Genomic DNA, 18590 nt, shown 5'->3' on the forward strand with positions numbered 1-18590 from the left:
GTGGATCACATTGCTCAGGAACTGCGGGCGGTGGAGCAGGCGGGGCACAGGCCCCAGTAGATGACCTCGGCCTCGTCGACGGCGAAGCCGCGGTCGTCGGACGCGGTCAGGCACGGGGCGTGGCCGACCGCGCAGTCCACGTCGGCGACGGTCCCGCACGACCGGCACACGAGGTGGTGATGGTTGTCGCCGACCCGTCCCTCGTAGAGGGCCGGGCTGCCGGGTGGGTCGAGGCGGCGTATGAGTCCCGCCGCGGTGAGTGCGTGGAGCCCCTCGTAGACGGCTTGGACGGAGATGTGGCCGACGCGGCCGCGCACCTCGGAGGCGATGGTCTCGGCGCCGAGGTGGTCACCGTCCCGCACGGCCTCGAGCAGCGCGACGCGGGCGGCCGTCACTCGCAGGCCGGCACCGCGCAGCTCCTCGGCGGTGGTCGGGGGCGGGGATGCGGTCATGCCGGACAACCTATCCACACAAACACGAGCCGTTCAAGAAAACGAACGGTTCAATTTTGGTGTCGCGGACGTGACCCCTTGTGCGGCCTCCCGCCCGGCAGTTGTGAGGTACGCCACAGTGAGCTACGCCACATTCAACATGATCGTGTTCCGGTGCGGTGCCGGGATGGTGTCAGCCGCGTCCGTGTCGCGCCAGCACCGCACGTGCCGTTTCGGCCATGGCCTCGTCGACCATCCGGCCCTCGAACGTGAGGGCGCCGACGCCGTCGCGCTGGGCCGACTCCACGGCGGCGACGAGGCGTGCGCAGCGGTCGAGTTCTTCGGGGCCGGGGGCGAAGACCTCGTTGATGACGGGGATGTGGGTCGGATGGACGGCCATCATGCCGTCGTAGCCGAGGGCGCGGTTCTGCTCGGCGAAGGCGCGCAGGCCCGTCAGGTCGGCGATGTCCGTCCACAGTCCGGTCACCGGGTACGGCGCTCCGGCGGCGCGGACGTCCAGCAGGACGCGGGAGCGCAGGGCCTGTGTCTCGGTGCCCTCGGGGCTCCAGCGGTAGCCGACGGCGCGCTCCACGTCGCCGCCGGGTGCGGTCAGCGCGCCGACGTGTGCCACCCGGGGGGCGGCCGCGGCGATGTCGTAGGCGTCGTGCAGGGCGCGGGCCGACTCCAGCAGGGGGACGAGTGCCGTCGTCGCGGTGGGCAGGCCGTGCTCGTGTTCGCACCAGCCGATCAGGCGGTCCGCGAGCCGTACGTCGGCGGCGGTGTGCACCTTGGGCAGGACGACTCCGGCCAGTCCCGGGCGTACGACGGCCCGCAGTTCCCCGGCGGCGGTCCAGTCGTCGAGCGGGTTGATCCGGACGAACAGGGCCGTGCCACCGGCCGGTTGCGCGGCGGCCTCCGCCAGGGCCTCGGTGACCCGGGCGCGGGCGAGCGGTTTGCCGGCGGCCGGGACCGCGTCCTCCAGGTCGAGGACCACGGCGTCGGCGCCGGCGGCGCGGGCCTTGGGGAGCCAGTCCGTGCGGTGGCCCGGGACGAAGAGCAGGGAGCGGAGCGGAGCACGGAGTGCGATGGGCGCAGAGGGCTCAGACGACATCGTTCTTCTCCAGGTCGGCCAGTTCCCGCTCGCTCAGTCCCAGCCAGTCGCGGTACACGAGGTCGTTGTCCTGGCCGAGTGCGGGCCCGGTGCGCCAGACCCGCCCGGGGCGGCGGCGGAAGTGCGGGATGACCGCCTGCATCCGCACCTCGCCCAGGTCGGGGTCGTCGACGGTGACGATGTCGCCGCGTTCGGCGTAGACCGGGTCGGCGGCGATGTCGGCCGCGTCGAAGACGCGGGAGGCGACGACCTCGGCGCGGGCGAAGGCCTCCAGACACTCGGCGGCCGAGCGGTCCGCCACCCAGGACCGCAGCCCCTCGTCCAACTCCCCCCGTCGTGCGTGCTGTTGCTCCGACGTGGCGAACTCCTCCCCGGGCAGGCCCAGCAGCCGGGCCACGTTGCGTACGGAGCGCAGGGTCGCGGAGGTCACCGTGATCCACTGCTCGTCGCGGGAGCGGTAGGTGTTGATCACGGCGGCGGGGGCGACGGCCAGCTGGTTCCCGGTGCGTTGGGGCACCACACCCAGCTGGTCGTGGACGATGACCTGCCACTCGACGAGCCGGAAGAGGGGCTCGAACAGGGCGAGGTCGATCCACTCGCCGTCGAAGCCGGGGTCGTGGTCGCGCCGGTGCAGCGCGGCCAGGACGGCGTAGGCGCCCATCAGGCCGGTCACGGCGTCGCCGTGCGAGAAGCCGGTGTGGACGGGCGGCCCGTCCGGGTGACCGGTCAGGTGCACGACGCCGCTGCGGGCCTCGCCCATCTTGCCGAAGCCGGGGGCGTCGGCCTGGCTGGAGGTGGCGCCGAAGCCGGAGATCTGCAGCAGGACCGCCTTCGGGTTGATCCGGTGCACGGCCTCCCAGTCGAGGCCCCAGCTGCGCAGCCGCCCGGCGCGCAGGGTGACGATGACGACGTCGGCCCAGGCGACGAGGCGGTGGGCGACCTCCCGGCCGGCCGCGTGGTGCAGGTCGAGGGTGACGGAGCGTTTGTTGCGGGCGGCGACCTTGAACCACAGGGGCACTCCGGCTCGGCGAGGCCCCATCGCCCGGGCGGCGTCCCCGGCCCCGGGGGGTTCGACGTGGACGACGTCCGCCCCCTGGTCGGCGAGCATGGATCCAGCGAGCGGACCGGCCACCACATGGGCGAACTCGACGACCTTCAGTCCTCGCAACTGCCCTTGTCCCGTGCTGTTCCGCTGGTCGTCCGACACCGACGCGTCCCCTCTCGGCTGGCCCGATCGGCCTCCAGACTGCCGAGCCGCAGAAATGCCTGTCCAGCAAAAGAACACCATCAATCAATGCGGGATACGCATCAATCGGCTCAGGCCCAGGACACCCCGGGCGGCAGTTCCCGGCCCTGGCCGCGGAAGTCCTCGAGCGTCTCCAGGAAGTGCTCGGTGACACGTGGGAGGGTCCGCCGGGCGCGCAGGGCGATGTCCAGGCGCCGGTCGACCACAGGGTCGATCAGCGGCCGGAAGGCGAAGGGGCCGGTGCCCAACAGGGGCAGCACCAGGGCGGGCAGGGCGCTCACGCCGAGGCCGGCGGCCACCAGTCCGCCCACCGTGGCGACACTGCCTGCCTCCGCCGCGGGGACGGCGTGTGCGTCGACCTGGCCGAAGGCGGCGTCCGTCAGCCGCCGCACGCTGGAGTCGCGCCCGACGGCGAGGAAGGGCTCGCGGGCCAGGTCCGCCCAGCCGACCTCGTCGCGGGCGGCCAACGGGTGGTCCTCGTGCAGGACCGCGACGAACCGGTCCCGGACCAGGGGGCGGTGCTCAAGACGGTCCGGCGGTACGCCGACCGTGGTGATCGCGAAGTCCGCGTCGCCGGACAGGACGCGGTTCAGCACGGCCCGTTCGAGGCCGTCCAGCAGGCGTACCGCGACCCTCGGCCGTGCCGCGCGGAAACCGGAGATGACCTGTGGGAGCAGCACTGCGGCAACGGAGGGCAGGGTGGCGACGGCGACGGTGCCCGACTCACCGAGCAGGAAGCGGTCCAGTTCGTTCATCCCGGCCCGGTGGGCGCCGAGGATCTGCTCGGCGATGCGCAGTGCCTCGGCCCCGGCGGCGGTCAACTGCACGTTACGCGTGTCGCGTTCGAGCAGCTGGGCCCCGACCTGCCGTTCCAGGTCGGCGACGGCGCGGCTGAGGGACGACTGCGAGACGCCCAACCGGGCGGCGGCCGCGGTGAAACTCGTCGCCCGGGCGACGGCCGCGTACGCCGAGAGCTGACGCAAGGTGGCCTCCATGGCCGGGAAGCGTACGTCACCCCGGGCCGATTGATGCGCGGATCGCATGGACAGATCCTGGTTTGATGCTGGACAGGGATCTTCCGGCGCTCGGACACTCTCGGCTATCCCCGAGAAAGCGAGCCTCACCATGCCGGCAGTCCTGGGCTTCGCCACGATCGCCCTGTTCCTGTTGCTCACCATGACCAGACGCGTCTCGGTGCTGGTCGCGCTGGTGGTGCTGCCGGTGCTGGCCGCGCTGGTGGGCGGGTTCGCGGGCGACTTGGGCGGGATGGTGCTCGACGGGCTGTCGAAGGTGGCACCCACCGGCATCATGATCGCGTTCGCCGTTCTGTACTTCAGTCTCATGGTGGACGCGGGCCTGTTCGATCCGCTGATCCGCGGTCTGCTGCGGCTGGCCAAGGGCGATCCGATGCGCATCACCGTCGCCACGGCCGTCCTCACCCTGTGCGTGGCGCTGGACGGTGACGGGGCGTCCACGTTCCTCATCACGGTCTCCGCGCTGCTGCCCGTCTACCGGAAGGTGGGCATGAGTCCGCTCGTGCTGTCCGGGGTGGTCTGCCTGGGGGCGGGGGTGATGAACATGGTTCCCTGGGGCGGGCCGACCGTGCGTGCCATGGCGGCGCTGAAGCTGGACAGTTCGGACGTCTTCACGCCGGTGCTGCCCGCGATGGGCCTCGGCGTCGCGTGGGTTCTGGTGGCGTCCTGGCTGATCGGCCGTCGGGAACGGCGGCGTCTCGGTGTGCTCACCGAAGCACGTGAGGGGCAGAGTCCCGACCAGCCTGTTCCTGCCGCGGCCGCGACTCCCGGTGACGGGCCGGGTGCCGTCCGGGTCGACGCCCCGGCGCCGCTCTGGCTGACCGTCTTCAATCTGCTGCTGACCGCCGTGCTCGTCGTCGCGCTGGTCCTGGAGGCCATGCCGCTGCCCGTGCTGTTCGTCCTCGGGTTCGCGGTGGCCCTCCTGGTCAACCATCCCAGGTGGGAACAGCAGCAGGCGCTGCTCGACAGGCACGCGAAGAACGTCGTCCTGGTGACCACGATGATCTTCGCGGCGGGTGTGCTCACCGGCGTTCTGACCGGGACCGGGATGATCGACGCGATGGCCGAGGCGCTGGTGTCCGTGATACCGGACTCCCTCGGCGGCCACCTGCCCGTCCTGGTGGCCGTCACGGGCATGCCGCTGAGTCTGGTCTTCACCCCGGACGCCTACTACTTCGGCGTCCTGCCCGTCCTCGCCGAGACGGCGAACGGCTTCGGCACCGATCCCGCCGAGGTCGCCCGGGCCGCCATCCTCGGCCAGATGACGACGGGCTTCCCGCTCAGCCCCCTCACCGCCGCCACCTTCATCCTCCTCGGCATGAGCGGTGTGCAGCTCGGTGAGCACCAGCGCTTCATCTTCGGCTGGGCCTTCGCCACCACGCTCGTGATGACCGCCGGCGCCGTCCTCACCGGCGCCCTCTCCCTCTGACGGAGACTCAAGCCTGAGCAGGAGAGCCGTTCAGGTGCCCGGCGAGGTCAGGCGTTCGAGCTGGGCCACCGCCTTCGCCGCCCGGCGGTCGGCTTCGCGAACGCGACGGTCGGCCGCGCGCGCCCGTTCCCGGGCCGTCCGCTCGGCGAAGCGTGCCTGCTCGTGTTCGCCCCTGGCGCGTTCCAGCTCCTCGGCGAGCTCCCCCACGCGCCGCTGGAGGCGGTCCACCTCCTGTTTCGCCTCGTCCGCGTCCTGCCCGGCGGATGCCGCCTCGTCCTTCAGTGTCCGCAGCTCCCGCTCGGCGGCCTCGGCGTCCCGGCGGGCCTGAGCGAGTCGCCGCTGGCGCTGCTCCTCGGCCTTGCGATCCTGCCCGGAGGGGGCTTCTGCGGGGGCGCGGCGCCGCGTCCCGGCTCCCTCCGCGACGGTGCTCGGTGCCCCGGTGCTCCGCGCGGCTGCGCTCTGCGCGACGGCCGGGAAGCCGACGGTGGCGCTCAGCGGCTTGGCCAGCCGGCCGCTCGCCCATGCCCCGGCGGCCTCGGGGTCGGCGAGGACGGCGTGCAGGGTGTTCTCGACCTCGCGCTGCACGGCCTCACCGACCGGATGACCGGCGTCCGCGGCGAGCCGGCGGGCCTCGGCGGACAGGGCACGGATGAGCGCGTGCTGCTGCCGGCTCAGTTCGCGCAGCTGCGTGCCGTCGAGGTCCTCGTGGGCCTGCCGAAGGCCCTCCCCCAGCCTGAGCAGGGGCTGGACCTCGCCGGGGCGGCTGCGCACCAGAAGGTTGCTGACCCACGCGGCGAGGCTGGGCTTGCGCAGGGCGCCGATCCGCTGGGCGAGCTCCCGGTCGCCCGCGGTGCGGGCCGCTGCCACGGCCGAGGCGCGGGCGGCGGTGAAGTCCTCCGGGCGCAGGGCGTACAGCTCGTCCAGCACGGCGTCGTAGTCCATGAGCGTCCCTTCCGCGTGGAGGCTCCGTTCCGATCGTCTCAGGCCGGGCGGCCCGGGGCTCGCGGAGCCGGGCGGGCCCCGCGGTGGGACCCCGTTCATGATCCGGAAATCGACGGTTTAACATATGAGCGCCGCCTAGCTCGAAAGATGGATTCGTGACTCTCAACGACGACTCGTTCACCAACTGGAAGAACCGCGAGGAGATCGCGGAGTCGATGATCCCGATCATCGGGAAGCTGCACCGGGAGCGGGACGTGACCGTCCTGCTGCACAGCCGCTCCCTGGTGAACAAGTCGGTGGTCAGCATCCTGAAGACCCACCGGTTCGCCCGGCAGATCGCCGGTGCGGAGCTCTCCGTCACCGAGACGCTGCCGTTCCTGCAGACCCTCGCCGCCCTCGACCTCGGGCCGTCGCAGATCGACATCGGCATGCTCGCCGCGACGTACCGCGAGGACGACCGCGGTCTGTCGATCGCGGAGTTCACCGCCGAGGCCGTCGCCGGTGCCATCGGAGCCAACAAGATCGAGCGCCGCGAGGGGCGCGACGTCGTCCTGTACGGGTTCGGCCGCATCGGCCGGCTCGTGGCCCGGCTGCTGATTGAGAAGGCCGGCTCGGGCAACGGTCTGCGGCTGCGGGCCATCGTCGTCCGCGGCGGTGGTGAGCAGGACATCGTCAAGCGCGCCTCGCTGCTGCGCCGCGACTCCATCCACGGCCAGTTCCAGGGCACGATCACCGTCGACGAGGCGAACAGCACGATCGTCGCCAACGGCAACGAGATCAAGGTGATCTACGCGAACGACCCGTCCGAGGTCGACTACACGGCGTACGGCATCAAGGACGCCATCCTCATCGACAACACCGGCAAGTGGCGCGACCGCGAGGGCCTGTCGCAGCACCTGCGCCCGGGCATCGACAAGGTCGTGCTGACCGCACCGGGCAAGGGCGACGTCCCGAACATCGTCCACGGCGTCAACCACGACACCATCAAGCCGGACGAGCAGATCCTGTCCTGCGCCTCGTGCACCACGAACGCGCTGGTGCCGCCGCTGAAGGCGATGGACGACGAGTTCGGTGTCCAGCGTGGCCATGTGGAGACGGTCCACTCGTTCACCAACGACCAGAACCTGCTGGACAACTACCACAAGTCCGAGCGCCGGGGCCGCAGCGCGCCGCTCAACATGGTCATCACCGAGACCGGTGCCGCCTCCGCCGTCTCCAAGGCGCTGCCCGACCTGAAGGCGAAGATCACCGGCAGCTCCATCCGGGTCCCGGTGCCGGACGTCTCCATCGCGATTCTCAATCTCCAGCTCGCGCGCGAGACCACCCGCCAGGAGGTGCTCGACTACCTCCGTGACGTCTCCCTGACCTCGCCGCTGAAGCGCCAGATCGACTTCATCAGCGCGCCCGACGCGGTCTCCAGCGACTTCATCGGCTCGCGCCACGCCTCGATCGTCGACGCCGGCGCCACCAAGGTCGAGGGCGACAACGCGATCCTCTACCTGTGGTACGACAACGAGTTCGGCTACTCCTGCCAGGTCATCCGTGTCGTGCAGCACGTGTCGGGGGTGGAGTACCCGACGTACCCGGCTCCGGCGGTCTGAGCCCGGAGGTCGACGCGGGGCGTGTCCGGCTGGCACGCCCCGCGTTCTCCTGTGTCAGGAGCGGGCCGGCCGGATGCTGTACTGCCGGGTCCGCGTACCGTCCTCGCTGCGAACGGTGACGACCTGGGCCGCCTGCGAGGTGTCCTCGCGGACCGTCACGGTCGCGTAGGGATCGCGCGGCGTGGCGGTGATCCGCGCCTTGTCCGGCCGGTCGGCCATCACCCGGTAGTCGGTCCGGTCGGGGTCGAAGCCGTCGATCGGCACGCCGTCCACCTCGATCGACGCGGCCGCCGCGTCCCCGGACGTGCCGGGTGCCTTGGCACGCAGTCCGATCTCCCCGAGGGTGATGTAGCCGCCCGGTCGCGCCGTCATGACCACGCGTGCCCCGGTCACCGGGCCGGGGGTGCGCACCGGGACATCGACGACGGGTGTGCCCTCGGTGCCGACCGGCACCGAGTCGCTCGCGTCGGTCCAGGTGCCGTCGGCACCGCGCACCTGGATCTTGAGGGACTCGGCGAAGCTGACGTTGCCGCCGTCGCGGTGGAAGTGGGTCACGACCCGGGTCAGATCGCGTGGCTCCGGCAGGGTGAAGGTGATGGTGTCGGACGGATTCTTGGTGCCTGACTTCCAGTTGGACCAGGCCTTCTCGGCGGTGATCCCGTTGCGCAGGCCCTCGGCGGAGTAGCCGCTCTCGGTGAACGTCGCGCCGGCCGTCACCCCCTCGTCGGGCGCGGTGTTCGTCTCCCGGGGTGCCGTGACCTGGACGCGTACGGTCGCCGCCGCCGTGGTGCCGCCGGGGACGTGCGCGGTGCCGCGCAGGGTCACCACTCCGGCGTCGTCGAACGCCTTGTCAGGCGCGACGTCCCAGGTGACCGGGAGGTCGGCGGTTCCGCCGTGCCGTCCGACGGCCGTGACGGTGGCGGGCAGCTCGGGGTGTCCGCCGGTGTAGGTCTTGGCCCGGGCCGGGAGCGTCGAGGCGATGGTGTCCACGGTGACGACCGCCTCGGCGGGGACGGTCCGGCCGAGTGCGTCGGTCGCCCGTCCCCGCACCCGTACCGTGCCCGGCTCGCTCCAGCGCGACTCGGAGGGCTGCGTCCACCGCACGGGGATCGCGCCCCGGGCACCGTCGCGGAAGACCGGCGTCACGGTCTCCGGCAGTTCGGGCGCGCGACCGGGCACGGTGAACGCCTTGGCCTGCCGGGTGCGCAGCACGGTCTCGTCGGTCACGGCCCATCGCTGGTTCGCGGCGGAGGTCGGCAGGTACGCCGACACACGGGCGCCGTCCGCCGTCGACTGGCCGACGACGTCCAGCAATCGGCCCGTGGCGGCGTTGACGAAGGTCCAGGTGCCGTCCCCGGTGGTCGACATGATCCACCGTGCGGCCGGGGTGTCGCTCTCTTCGAGCACGGCGTCGTTGTCGCGTGCGGCGAGGCGTCCGCCGGTGGCGGCGTTGACGAGGGCGTAGCGCTCACGGTTGCCGTCGCCGCGGGTCAGCCGCTTCACGGACCACAGCTGGGACTTGGCGCTCGGGTCGTCCGTGCGGACGACGACGCCGTCGCCGTCGGCGGACGGGGCGAGGGACTTGCCGCTCTGGGCTCCCTGGAGGCGGTAGACATGGCCGGGCCGTACGAGGGCGGCGTCCTCGGCGGTGCCGGACACGCCGTTCACGAGGAGGGTCGTGACGGACTTCGCCGGGACGGTCACCGTGGCGGAGTCGTTCTTCACGCGCACGGGCGTGCCGCGGACGAGGGCGCCGTCGCCGCTGGTCACGACTGGTGTGACGGTGGCGCCTGGGGTGACGCGCCGGAACCGCGAGAGGTCCAGGGTCACGGCGCGCGGGGTCGTGCCGTTGTTGACGTGCACGACGGTCGCTCCCCGGCCGGACTTGCGTACGGCGGCGACGCTGGAGGGGTCGTCGGCCTTCACGAAGTGGTCGCCGGGCCGGATGTGGTGGGTGAAGTTCCGCAGCGTGTGGAACTTGGTGTTGGCCCGGATCGGGCAGGTCTCCAGGGTGTCCTTCGCCGTGCAGTCGAACGGGATGTGGATGCTGCCCCAGTTCTTGCCGGCCTGCGCCTGTGGGACGGCGTCCTCGACCGGCTGCCACAACACCCAGGCGGACGGCTCCAGTTCACGGATGTCGTCGACGATCCGGGTGGCGATGCCGAGCCCGGGTTCCATGCCGGTGAAGTCGGTGCCGGTCCCCCAGGTGCCCTCGACCTCGCTCATCCAGAAGGGCCGGTCCGCGGCCTTGGCGCTGTCCCGGGCACTGGTGCGCATGCCGGTGCCGTAGGTGTGCACGTTGAGCTGGTCGACGGCGGCGCGGGCGGAGCTGTCGTAGGCGTTCCAGTTGCGGACGAAGGTGCTGGGGTTGGTTTCGTCCATGGCGGAGACGGTGGCGCGGGTCCTCGCCTTGTCGAGGGCGCGGCGCAGGGCCAGGACGACCTTCTGCTGGAGTTCGGGGCCGGCGTGCGCGCCCTCCTGACGGCCGCCGGTGGGCTGTCCGTCGGGGCCGAGCTGGGTGCCCCAGTAGTTGGTGTTGGGCTCGTTGAGCGGGGCGAGGGTGTCGAACTTGATGCGGTGCTTCTTCTCCAGGTGCTCGGTCACCTTGACCAGGTAGGTGGCGAAGTCGTCGACGCGATCCGGTCTGATCTGGTCTGTGTTGGCGTCGAAGCCCCCCGAGACGTAGCCGCTGACGGTCTGGAACCAGGGCGGCGAGTTGCTGAAGGCCTCCCACTTCGTCACCTTGTTCTTGACGCGGTCCACCCACCAGCGCTGGCCGGCGTCGGCGGACCAGTCCCAGTGGTCCGGGTCGTCGGGGTTCCACCAGTCGGTGTCCTCCCGGGTGGTGCCCTCGGGGGCCTTCCAGAAGCCGTCCATCGTCGCGCCGACCTTCATGTAGTCCTTGCGGACGTCCGGGGCGTTGCCGCCGCCGATGTTGTAGCGCGCGATGTTGAGGCGGAGGCCGTCGTCGCCGAAGAGCATGTCGGCGAGCTTCTGGCGGATGGGCTCCGGGTAGCGGCCGGTGATGTTGGCGAACCAGACGAGGCTCGTCCCCCACCCTTCGAACTCCTGCTGCCGGTAGGACGGGTCGATCCGTACCGTGACCGCGGTGCCGGGCGGTTCGGCGGCAGCGGCAGCGGCAGCGGCGGTAGGAGGCACGGCCACGAGTCCCGCGCCGAGTACCAGGGGGACGGTGATCGCCGAGGCCCGGGCGAGGCGATGTCTGCTGGACATGGATTCCCTTCGGGAGCGAACAGAACCGCGCAGAATCAATCGAGCTTCCCGAATGTTTTAGGACGGCAATCAACACGTCAAGAGGTGGGGCGAGTTGGGAACCGGTGCAGACCTCTTGACGCGTTCCGCCTCGCCGCCCCACTAATGATCGTCCACATATCTAAACGACGTTCTCTGTTGTGTACGCGAGCGAGCGCGGAGGCGCAGTGACCGTTCTTGCTCGGTGGCCGGTGCCGACCCCATCGGCGGCGGCCCGGACACCCTGCGCATCGTCCTGCCCGAGGAACCGCCGACGCTCGAACCCTGTGACGCCTCGCTGACCGCGACGGGCCGGGTGACACGGGCCAACATCACCGAGGCCCCTCACCGAGCGCGAACCGTCCGCCGGACGCCTGGAACCCGCCCTTGCCACCATCGCCCGTGCCCTGGCGCTGGAGCCGGAGGTGATCGTCTGCGACGAGCCCGTCTCCGCGCTGGGCCTGTCGGTGCCACCCTTACACGGAGGCGCTCCTGTCGGCCGCCCGCTCCCCCGCGACCGGCCGAGGACGCAGGCGGCAGCGCATCCTGCTCACCGGCGAGATCCCGTCACCGACGGACCCGCCGTCCGGGTGCCGCTTCCGGACCCGGTGCAGGCGGGCGCAGGGCCTCTGTGCCGCAGCAGACCCCGCACCGCCGCCCGGCGATCTCCGCCACGGGGCGGCATGTCACTTCCCTCTGGCGGAGCCACCTACGGTCACGTCCTGACGGACGGAGTCAGCCGATGCCCTCCACCAGGGACTCCTAGGTCCCGGTCCCCCGTGCAGCGCTGCTGAGCCACAGGCCCTCCGGCCGTGGCCGGGCCGATCCGTTCGGGCGGCTCACGGCCGTGGCGGTGCCGCGTCCGCTACGGGGACGCGGCACCGCCACGGGTTCATGACCTGATGCTGGAAGACGACCTCAGTGCTTGAAGACGTCCTTCGTCTTCTCCTTGGCCTGGCGGGCGTCGCCCTTGGACTGCTCCGCCCGGCCCTCGGCCGTCAGCCGCTCGTTGCCGACCGCACGGCCGACCATCTCCTTGGCCTTTCCCTTGGCCTGCTCGGCCTTCGCCTTGCCCTTCTGCTCTCCAGCCACGATTCACTCACTCCAAGCCGTGTCCGACTTCGGGGTCACAGCCCGAGTGACCTTTGTTGGGCGGTCCAAACCTGCCCAGGAGTTCACGCGCCGGAGGCCGGCTCCGAGGCCGCCAACCAGCTACTGGGAAAGGCCCGTTCGGTCCATGAGAGCCTGGCTCTGTTCATGATCGACGTTGCGAGCCCGGAGGACAGGCATGACCATCAACCGGCCGGGGCTGCCCGGGGACCTGCCGTCGGCGCAGACGCTGTGGGCGCGCTGGGCGCTCATCGCCGTACTGGAGGCCACCGCCGAGGACGAAGAGGCGGGCCATCACCGTACGGGGACCTGGGTGGACGACAGGGGGCTCCACCTGGACGACTCGGGCCGCACCTGGTGGGGCTTCGCACGGCGGGGCGAGGGGCGGTACGTACTCTTCGGCGAGGACGAGTCGAGTGACTGCACATGGCATGAGCCGCCGGTCGACATGCTCGCCGGCGCCCCTGCCTGGCTGCCCCACAAGAAGCTTCAGGACCTGCTGAACGGCGGTGACCTGGGGTGCGTCTACTGGTTCGAGGACGGAGCCTGGGCCCGTGCTCCGTATCCCGGCACCCTGGACGACGACGGGCTCGACTGCGGGATGAGCCGCTTCGCCGACCGGGACGAGGTGCTGCGCACGGTCGGCGACGCGGATCACGCCGCCACGTCGGCCCACGACGCCGAGGCCCTGCTGACCCATGCCGAGAACCACCGGCTCACGCCGGAGCTCCTGCTGTCCCTCACCACCGACCCCGACGGGCGGAAACGGGACCAGGCCGCCATGACCAGGGCCTTGGAGCGAGCGGGCCTGAACCGGCCGTGACGCCCGGCGTCAGTGACAGCACCGGTCCTCGTCCCCGGGACCGGGCGCTGTCTCCAGACGGCAGAAGCAGGACGCCTCGATGGGTACGTCGGCCAGCGCGGTCGCCAGCTTGAGCTGGTGGGCCACCAGGGCCGCCTCGCCGGTCCGGCCCGTCCGGATCAGGCACTCGTGGAAGCCGTGCAGGGCCCAGACGTTGCCCGGGTGCTGCAGGGGGCGGGGCAGGGTGTCGTCGAGGCCGAGGTCCGCGCGGTAGACCACCTCGGCCTCCGCCACCCGTCCCTGTTCCAGCAGCAGTGCGCCGTAGGCGTGGCGGGTGGGCTGCATCCAGCCCCAGGGCTCGTCGTAGGGCAGACCGTCGTCCAGCGCGATGGACCGCTCCAGCGCGGCGAAGGCGAGGTCGTGACGGCCCCTGCGGTACTCCAGCTCTCCGTCCAGCATGGCCGCCGCGACGGCGAGGATGTCGCGGCAGGTGTTGTTGAACAGCATCCGCGTCTCGGGGACCCTGCCCACCGCCTCGCGGAACAGCTCGCGCTCGGTCTCCGCGCGGCCGACCTCGCCGGTGGCCGACAGGGCGACACCGCGGGCGTAGTGGCGCATGGCGGTGGTCACCGCGTACAGCTTCTGGTCGGTGGGGGCCGGCAGGGCGAGGATGTCGGTCCAGCGTCCGAAGCGGATCAGTACGTGGACGCGCATGGCGAGGAAGCCCTCCAGCCAGTCGGCCATCGGGGGGCTCTGCACCCGCAGCAGGTCCTCGGGGATGGCCGCTTCCAGCTGCGCGGCGGTGTCGAGGGCGACCTGCGCCTGCCCCAGGAACATGGCGCCGTAGATCTTGAAGTGGTAGTTGTGCGCCCGGTAGAGGGTGTAGAAGTTCATCGCTCCGGCCCGCCGGTGGAACTTCTCGTCGGCGGCGATGGCGTCGCTGTTGGCGGCGACGACCCGGCGATAGTCGCCGCACAGGACGTCGAGGTGCGAGGGCATGTGGTGCAGGTGCCCCGCGTCGGGCACGAGTCCGCGCAGGCGGTCGGCGACGGTGAGGGCCTGCTCCGGCGTCGGGGACATCTCCATCAGGTGGATGTACAGGTGCAGGACCCCCGGATGGCGGGCACCGGCGTCGGTCGCGAGAGCGCCGTCCAGGGCCGCCTTGGCCTCCATGGTGCGCGCGCCCCCGGCCGGCTGCCCCGTGCTCAGGTCCCACAGCTGCCAGGGGGTGAGGTTCATCAGGGCGTCTGCGTAGAGGGTGGCGATGTCCGGGTCGTGCGGGGCCAGGTCGTACACCGCGCGCATCGCGTCCGCGTAGGGCTCGTTCCACACCGAGCAGTCCTGCACGGCCTCCGACTGCGGATAGCGGGCCCGCAACGCGCCGATCAGGGCCTTTTCGACCGGGGTGGCGTGGACGGCCTTGTCGTGGGCCCGTTCGACGGCCGTGTGCGTGCGTTCGACGGTCCGCACCAGCTCTTCGCCGTCGAAGAACTCCCAGGGCTTGTTGTAGTTGGGCCCCAGCGCGTAGGCGATCCCCCAGTACGCCATCGCGCACTGCGGATCGGCGTCGGCCGCCCGTTCGAAGCAGGCCACGGCTTCCTCGTGGTGGAAGGCGTAGGTCCACATCAGGCCGCGATCGAACCAGAGCTGGGCCGTCGAAGAGGACGTGGTCACGGGGCGGCTGTAGGTACCGAGGTCGTAGTAGTCGTCCATGGTTGCTCCTGGGAAGCGGCCGGGTCCTCACCCACATCTTGGATCGCGTCGGCGCGGTCATGCATGAGCGCAGGACTGATTTCCCGAGATTTCCGCCCGGCTTCGGCCGAGGGGTCCACGACCCCACCTCCCACAGGAGTACGACTCTCCCCCGGCGAGTACCTCGCTCGACGCACCGGAGTCCGGTGACGCAGAGTGCCTGAAGGTGACACAGTGAGCACGCGACGTAGCGGCACACGATCATCTTTTCGTTCGATCGTGGGCACGTTCGCCACTGGGCTGGCACGGCCCAACTGCCCCTCCCTAGGATGTACTTCCTGTCCAGCCAGTCCGTTGGCGCGGCACCATGCAGGGGGATCGATGCAGTCCGAGAAGCAGTTGTCCACCGAGATCGACGCGACCGTGCCGACAGCAGCCCGTATGTACGACCACTACCTGGGCGGCAAGGACAACTACGCGGCCGACCGCGCCGCGTGCGAGGAACTGGACAAGGTCGTGCCCAGCACGCGCCGCCTCGCCCTGAACAACCGGCGCTTCCTCCAGCGTGTCGTGAAGACGCTCTCCGAGGAGTTCGGCATCCGGCAGTACCTGGACCACGGATCCGGTCTGCCGACGCAGGACAACGTGCACCAGGTCGCCCAGCGCATCGACCCCACGACCCACGTGGTGTACGTCGACAACGACCCGATGGTCCTGGTCCACGGCCGGGCACTGCTGGAGCAGGACGAGCGCACCACCGTCATCCACGCGGACATGCGCGAGACCGACCTGATCTTCGACCACCCCGACACCAAGCGGCTGATCGACTTCTCCGAGCCGGTGTGTGTGCTGTTCAACTCGGTGTTCCACTGCATCCCGGACAGCGACACCGACGGGCCGCTCGCGGTGGCCCGCCGCGTGCGGGAACGGCTGGCACCCGGCAGTTTCATGGTGATGTGCCAGTTGGTCAGCGAGGACGCCGAGGTCCGTGACTTCGTCACGAACTTCATGGACCAGGCGACGCAGGGGCATTGGGGCCGCGTGCGCGAGCCGAAGGACGTCGCCGCCTACTTCAAGGACCTGGAGATCCTGGAGCCGGGGCTGGTGGAGGTGTCCACCTGGCGTCCGGACACCGAGGTGGCGCCCCGTCAGCTCACGCACGAGTGGATCGAGTTCGGCGGCGTGGGACGGATCCCGGCGGAGAAGTGACCGCGGCGCCCTGCGCGGGACGCCGGTCGTCCCGCGCACGGAGCCCTCGCGTCAGGGGTAGCGCTGCTCCATCGTCCGGCGCAGCAGCTCCAGGGAGTCGCGGGGCTTGAGCGCCTCGTCCGCGAGCCGGTCCAGCGCGATCCGGTACTCCTCCGTCTCGTCGCGGTCCTCGAGGAAGTTCGCGCTCTTGATGTGCTCCAGATAGACCACGTCGGGAAGGTCGAGGCCGCCGAAGCGCAGATAGGTGACCGGGATGGCCGGCGCCGAGGCGTTCGTGACGCTCAGCGGCACGATCTGCAGGGTCACGTTGGGGCGTCCGGCCATCTCCACGAGGTGCGCGAGCTGCTCCCGCATCACGTCGGTGCTGCCGAGGACGCGCAGCAGCACGGACTCGTCGATGATCGCCCAGAGCTGCGGGGCTTCGGCCCGCGACAGCAACCGCGCCCGCCGTTCACGGAGTTCGACGCGACGCCGCACCTCACCGGCCGGGGCATTGGGCAGACCTCGCTCCACCACGGCCCTGGTGTAGGCAGGGGTCTGCAACAGGCCCGGCACGTACTGGATCTCGAAGGTACGGATGGTGGCGGCGGCCTCCTGAAGTCCGACCAGCCGGTCGAACCACTCGGGCATCAGCCGCTTGTCGTACCGCTGCCACCAGCCCGGCTCACCGGCACGCTGCAGCAGTTTGAGCAGCACCGAGACCTCGTAGTCGTCGGTGCCGTAGAGCTGAAGCAGCGCGCGGACGTCGTGCTCCGTCGGTGGGCGGCGGCCCTTGCCCGACTCGATGCGGGAGAGCTTCGCGGCACTGAAGCCGACAGCGCGTGCCGCCTGGTCCTGTGCGAGCCCGGCGTCCTCGCGGAAGCCTGCGAGCTGCACACCGACCAGCATCTTCAGCAGTGTCGGCGCAGGCTCGGGCCTGTCCAGGTAGGGTTCCAGACGGGAGATGCGATGCGACGCGGCGGACATCCTGACTCCCAGCAGACCGGCACAAGGGCGACTTACACTATCGCACCCTGCCCGGCCTTCCCGCACCCGTCCGAAGAAGCCGCTCGCAACTGGGTAGTTGAGCTCCGGTCACAACAGGTGGTCGAACTCGCCGTCCTTCGCCCCGGCCACGAACGCCGCCACCTCCGCCGCCGTGTAGACGAGCGCGGGACCGTCGGGGTCACGGGAGTTGCGCATCGCGATGCCCCCGTCGACGAGGGCGGCCACTTCGACGCAGTTGCCCTCGGCGTTGCTGTGCCGGCTCTTGATCCAGCAGGCGCCCAACGAGCTTGCCTGCACTCCGTTCTGCACTGGTGGCATCGCAGTCTCCTTGCTGTTCTCGTTCCGACTCGCGTACCCGCGACGGCTTGATGTGTGCGCAATTTCTCGTGCAATTGCACGCGAGGGCCTTCAGCGTGGATAATAGCCGCGGCGTCAACCCCCGGGCTGGCGCCGCGTCCTGACGTCGCATCGGGGAGATGCCGTGTCATCAGCTGCGCAGTACGTGCTCCGTCCGCCGGGTGAGGTGGCGGCACACACGGGCGCACCCGGCACGAGCGACACACTCCCGGCCGGGCCGCGCGCGGAGGCGTCGTACGGGATCCCGTCTTCGGCGCCGGAGAAGCTGCCGCAGTTCTCCGGTTCCCTGTCCGCCTCGGCCGACCTGCGAGTCGAGTGCAGCCGGGAGGGATTCTCGCGGGCCCGGTCCTTCACCCGTGACACGCTGCACGCCTGGTCCCTCGACCACCGCTGCGACGACACCACGCTGGTCATCACCGAGCTCGCCGCCAACGCCGCGACCCACGCGGCGCCGGGGACGGCGGATGCGCCGGGTGGGCCGGAGATCCGGCTCGGATTGCTCCTGGCCCCCACCCGCCTGCTGATCACCGTCTCCGACCCCGACGACCACCCGCCCGTGTACGGACCCGAAGGCTCCGGCCTCGTGGAGCACGGCCGGGGCCTGCACATCGTCGACGCGCTGTCCGAGGAGTGGGGCTGGACCCCCTGCCCTCCGGCGGGCAAGACGGTCTGGGCCAGGTTGTCGACCCGTCCACCCCACTGACACGACTGCCGCGGAAAGGCCCCTCGCCATGCGCAGCGCTTCGACGGAACACCCGAGCAGCGAGCGCCCACAGCGCCCCGACGTCCCCACCGGGGTGGCCAGGAACACGCCGCTCATGACCCTGGACCGCGTGCCCTGGGACGACATCCAGGACTCCACCGGTGCGGCGACAGCCATTCCCCTTCTGCTCAACGGCATCGCCTGGGGCGACGCCGACACCGCCCGGTCCGCCCTGGACGATCTGCGGAAACGGATCTGCCAGTTCGGCTTCGTCGTGGAGCAGGCGACGGCCGCCACGGTCCCCTTCCTCTGGGAGCTCGCGAAGCTGCCGCAGGTGACCTGCCGGCCCCAGATCATCCGGCTGCTCAAGAACATCGCCGACGCCCGGCAGTGGGAGAGCACGGCAGCCGCCTATCCGAAGCTGCTGAACCGCCGGGAGAATCCGGTGGTGTGGGAGCGTGCGGCGCGACAGGCGGTGCGTGCGCGGCGCGCGGAACTCGGGCGGCTGCTGGCGGACCAGGACGCGGAGATCGCACGGGCGACGACCGAGCTCGCCCGGTCCCTGGGCGCCTGACGTTCGTCGCGTCCCGTTCGCCGTGTCCCGCCCGGCCGGCCGCGTGCCCGCCAAAGCGGAAACGGACGCGCAGGCCCCGTCCGCCCACAGACGTGATGAAACGGTGAGAG

17 protein-coding genes are annotated in these 18590 nt (G+C 71.0%); 7 read left to right on the forward strand and 10 right to left on the reverse strand.

The annotated features are described in order from the left end of the window. Positions 1-14 precede the first annotated feature (14 nt). The 4 genes from ABEA82_RS30190 to ABEA82_RS30205 all read right to left on the reverse strand — a co-directional run bounded on the left by ABEA82_RS30190 (position 15) and on the right by ABEA82_RS30205 (position 3783). A complete protein-coding gene (locus ABEA82_RS30190; RefSeq protein WP_345664871.1) occupies positions 15-452 on the reverse strand; it encodes a Fur family transcriptional regulator in 438 nt (145 codons plus the stop codon). Between the two features lie 172 nt (positions 453-624). Continuing rightward, a complete protein-coding gene (locus tag ABEA82_RS30195) occupies positions 625-1542 on the reverse strand; it encodes an HpcH/HpaI aldolase/citrate lyase family protein (protein WP_345664872.1) in 918 nt (305 codons plus the stop codon). Beyond that, the gene (locus ABEA82_RS30200; protein ID WP_345664873.1) at positions 1532-2749 is read right to left on the reverse strand and encodes a CaiB/BaiF CoA transferase family protein; all 1218 of its coding nucleotides are present in this window, start codon (positions 2747-2749) and stop codon (positions 1532-1534) included. Before ABEA82_RS30200 ends, ABEA82_RS30195 begins: the two co-directional genes overlap by 11 nt. Before the next feature lie 110 nt (positions 2750-2859). Beyond that, positions 2860-3783, reverse strand: coding sequence for a LysR family transcriptional regulator (locus ABEA82_RS30205; RefSeq protein ID WP_345664874.1), 924 nt, complete (start codon positions 3781-3783; stop codon positions 2860-2862). 130 nt (positions 3784-3913) lie between these two features. Between ABEA82_RS30205 and ABEA82_RS30210 the strand changes: the two genes are divergently transcribed. Continuing rightward, positions 3914-5251: a CitMHS family transporter gene (locus ABEA82_RS30210; protein ID WP_345664875.1), complete on the forward strand. Its 1338-nt coding sequence runs from the start codon at positions 3914-3916 to the stop codon at positions 5249-5251. Positions 5252-5281: 30 nt separating this feature from the next. Here the strand turns inward: ABEA82_RS30210 and ABEA82_RS30215 are convergent, their stop codons facing one another. Next, positions 5282-6193 (reverse strand): hypothetical protein, encoded by a 912-nt coding sequence (locus ABEA82_RS30215; protein WP_345664876.1) that lies wholly within the window; start codon positions 6191-6193, stop codon positions 5282-5284. Positions 6194-6348: 155 nt separating this feature from the next. On the opposite strand from ABEA82_RS30215, the gene ABEA82_RS30220 reads away from it, so the two are divergent. After that, positions 6349-7794, forward strand: coding sequence for a glyceraldehyde-3-phosphate dehydrogenase (locus ABEA82_RS30220; RefSeq protein WP_345664877.1), 1446 nt, complete (start codon positions 6349-6351; stop codon positions 7792-7794). Positions 7795-7848: 54 nt separating this feature from the next. Here the strand turns inward: ABEA82_RS30220 and ABEA82_RS30225 are convergent, their stop codons facing one another. Next, positions 7849-11028 carry a glycoside hydrolase gene (locus ABEA82_RS30225; protein WP_345664878.1) on the reverse strand — a complete coding sequence of 1060 codons (3180 nt, stop codon included), beginning with the start codon at positions 11026-11028 and terminating at the stop codon, positions 7849-7851. Positions 11029-11538: 510 nt separating this feature from the next. Here ABEA82_RS30225 and ABEA82_RS30230 point away from each other — a divergent pair. Continuing rightward, positions 11539-11772, forward strand: coding sequence for an oligopeptide/dipeptide ABC transporter ATP-binding protein (locus tag ABEA82_RS30230; RefSeq protein WP_425588573.1), 234 nt, complete (start codon positions 11539-11541; stop codon positions 11770-11772). Between the two features lie 192 nt (positions 11773-11964). Here ABEA82_RS30230 and ABEA82_RS30235 read toward each other — a convergent pair whose 3' ends face one another. Continuing rightward, complete coding sequence (locus ABEA82_RS30235) at positions 11965-12138, reverse strand: CsbD family protein (protein ID WP_345664879.1); 174 nt, start codon at positions 12136-12138, stop codon at positions 11965-11967. A gap of 196 nt (positions 12139-12334) precedes the next feature. On the opposite strand from ABEA82_RS30235, the gene ABEA82_RS30240 reads away from it, so the two are divergent. Further along, complete coding sequence (locus ABEA82_RS30240; RefSeq protein WP_345664880.1) at positions 12335-12979, forward strand: hypothetical protein; 645 nt, start codon at positions 12335-12337, stop codon at positions 12977-12979. A 9-nt stretch (positions 12980-12988) separates the two neighbouring features. On the opposite strand, the gene ABEA82_RS30245 is transcribed toward ABEA82_RS30240, so the two are convergent. Further along, positions 12989-14671 (reverse strand): hypothetical protein, encoded by a 1683-nt coding sequence (locus ABEA82_RS30245; RefSeq protein WP_345664881.1) that lies wholly within the window; start codon positions 14669-14671, stop codon positions 12989-12991. Positions 14672-15031: 360 nt separating this feature from the next. Here ABEA82_RS30245 and ABEA82_RS30250 point away from each other — a divergent pair, with 360 nt between their 5' ends. After that, positions 15032-15859 carry an SAM-dependent methyltransferase gene (locus ABEA82_RS30250; protein WP_345664882.1) on the forward strand — a complete coding sequence of 276 codons (828 nt, stop codon included), beginning with the start codon at positions 15032-15034 and terminating at the stop codon, positions 15857-15859. A gap of 51 nt (positions 15860-15910) precedes the next feature. On the opposite strand, the gene ABEA82_RS30255 is transcribed toward ABEA82_RS30250, so the two are convergent. Together ABEA82_RS30255 and ABEA82_RS30260 are read right to left on the reverse strand one after the other, a co-directional pair. Continuing rightward, positions 15911-16825 (reverse strand): helix-turn-helix domain-containing protein, encoded by a 915-nt coding sequence (locus ABEA82_RS30255; RefSeq protein WP_345664883.1) that lies wholly within the window; start codon positions 16823-16825, stop codon positions 15911-15913. Between the two features lie 108 nt (positions 16826-16933). Beyond that, positions 16934-17164, reverse strand: coding sequence for a DUF397 domain-containing protein (locus ABEA82_RS30260; RefSeq protein WP_345664884.1), 231 nt, complete (start codon positions 17162-17164; stop codon positions 16934-16936). A gap of 163 nt (positions 17165-17327) precedes the next feature. On the opposite strand from ABEA82_RS30260, the gene ABEA82_RS30265 reads away from it, so the two are divergent. Further along, positions 17328-17906 carry an ATP-binding protein gene (locus ABEA82_RS30265; protein ID WP_345664885.1) on the forward strand — a complete coding sequence of 193 codons (579 nt, stop codon included), beginning with the start codon at positions 17328-17330 and terminating at the stop codon, positions 17904-17906. 28 nt (positions 17907-17934) lie between these two features. Further along, a complete protein-coding gene (locus tag ABEA82_RS30270; protein ID WP_345664886.1) occupies positions 17935-18480 on the forward strand; it encodes a hypothetical protein in 546 nt (181 codons plus the stop codon). Positions 18481-18590 lie beyond the last annotated feature (110 nt).

The organism is Streptomyces venetus (genome assembly GCF_039540295.1).
Classification (GTDB): Bacteria; Actinomycetota; Actinomycetes; order Streptomycetales; family Streptomycetaceae; genus Streptomyces; species Streptomyces venetus.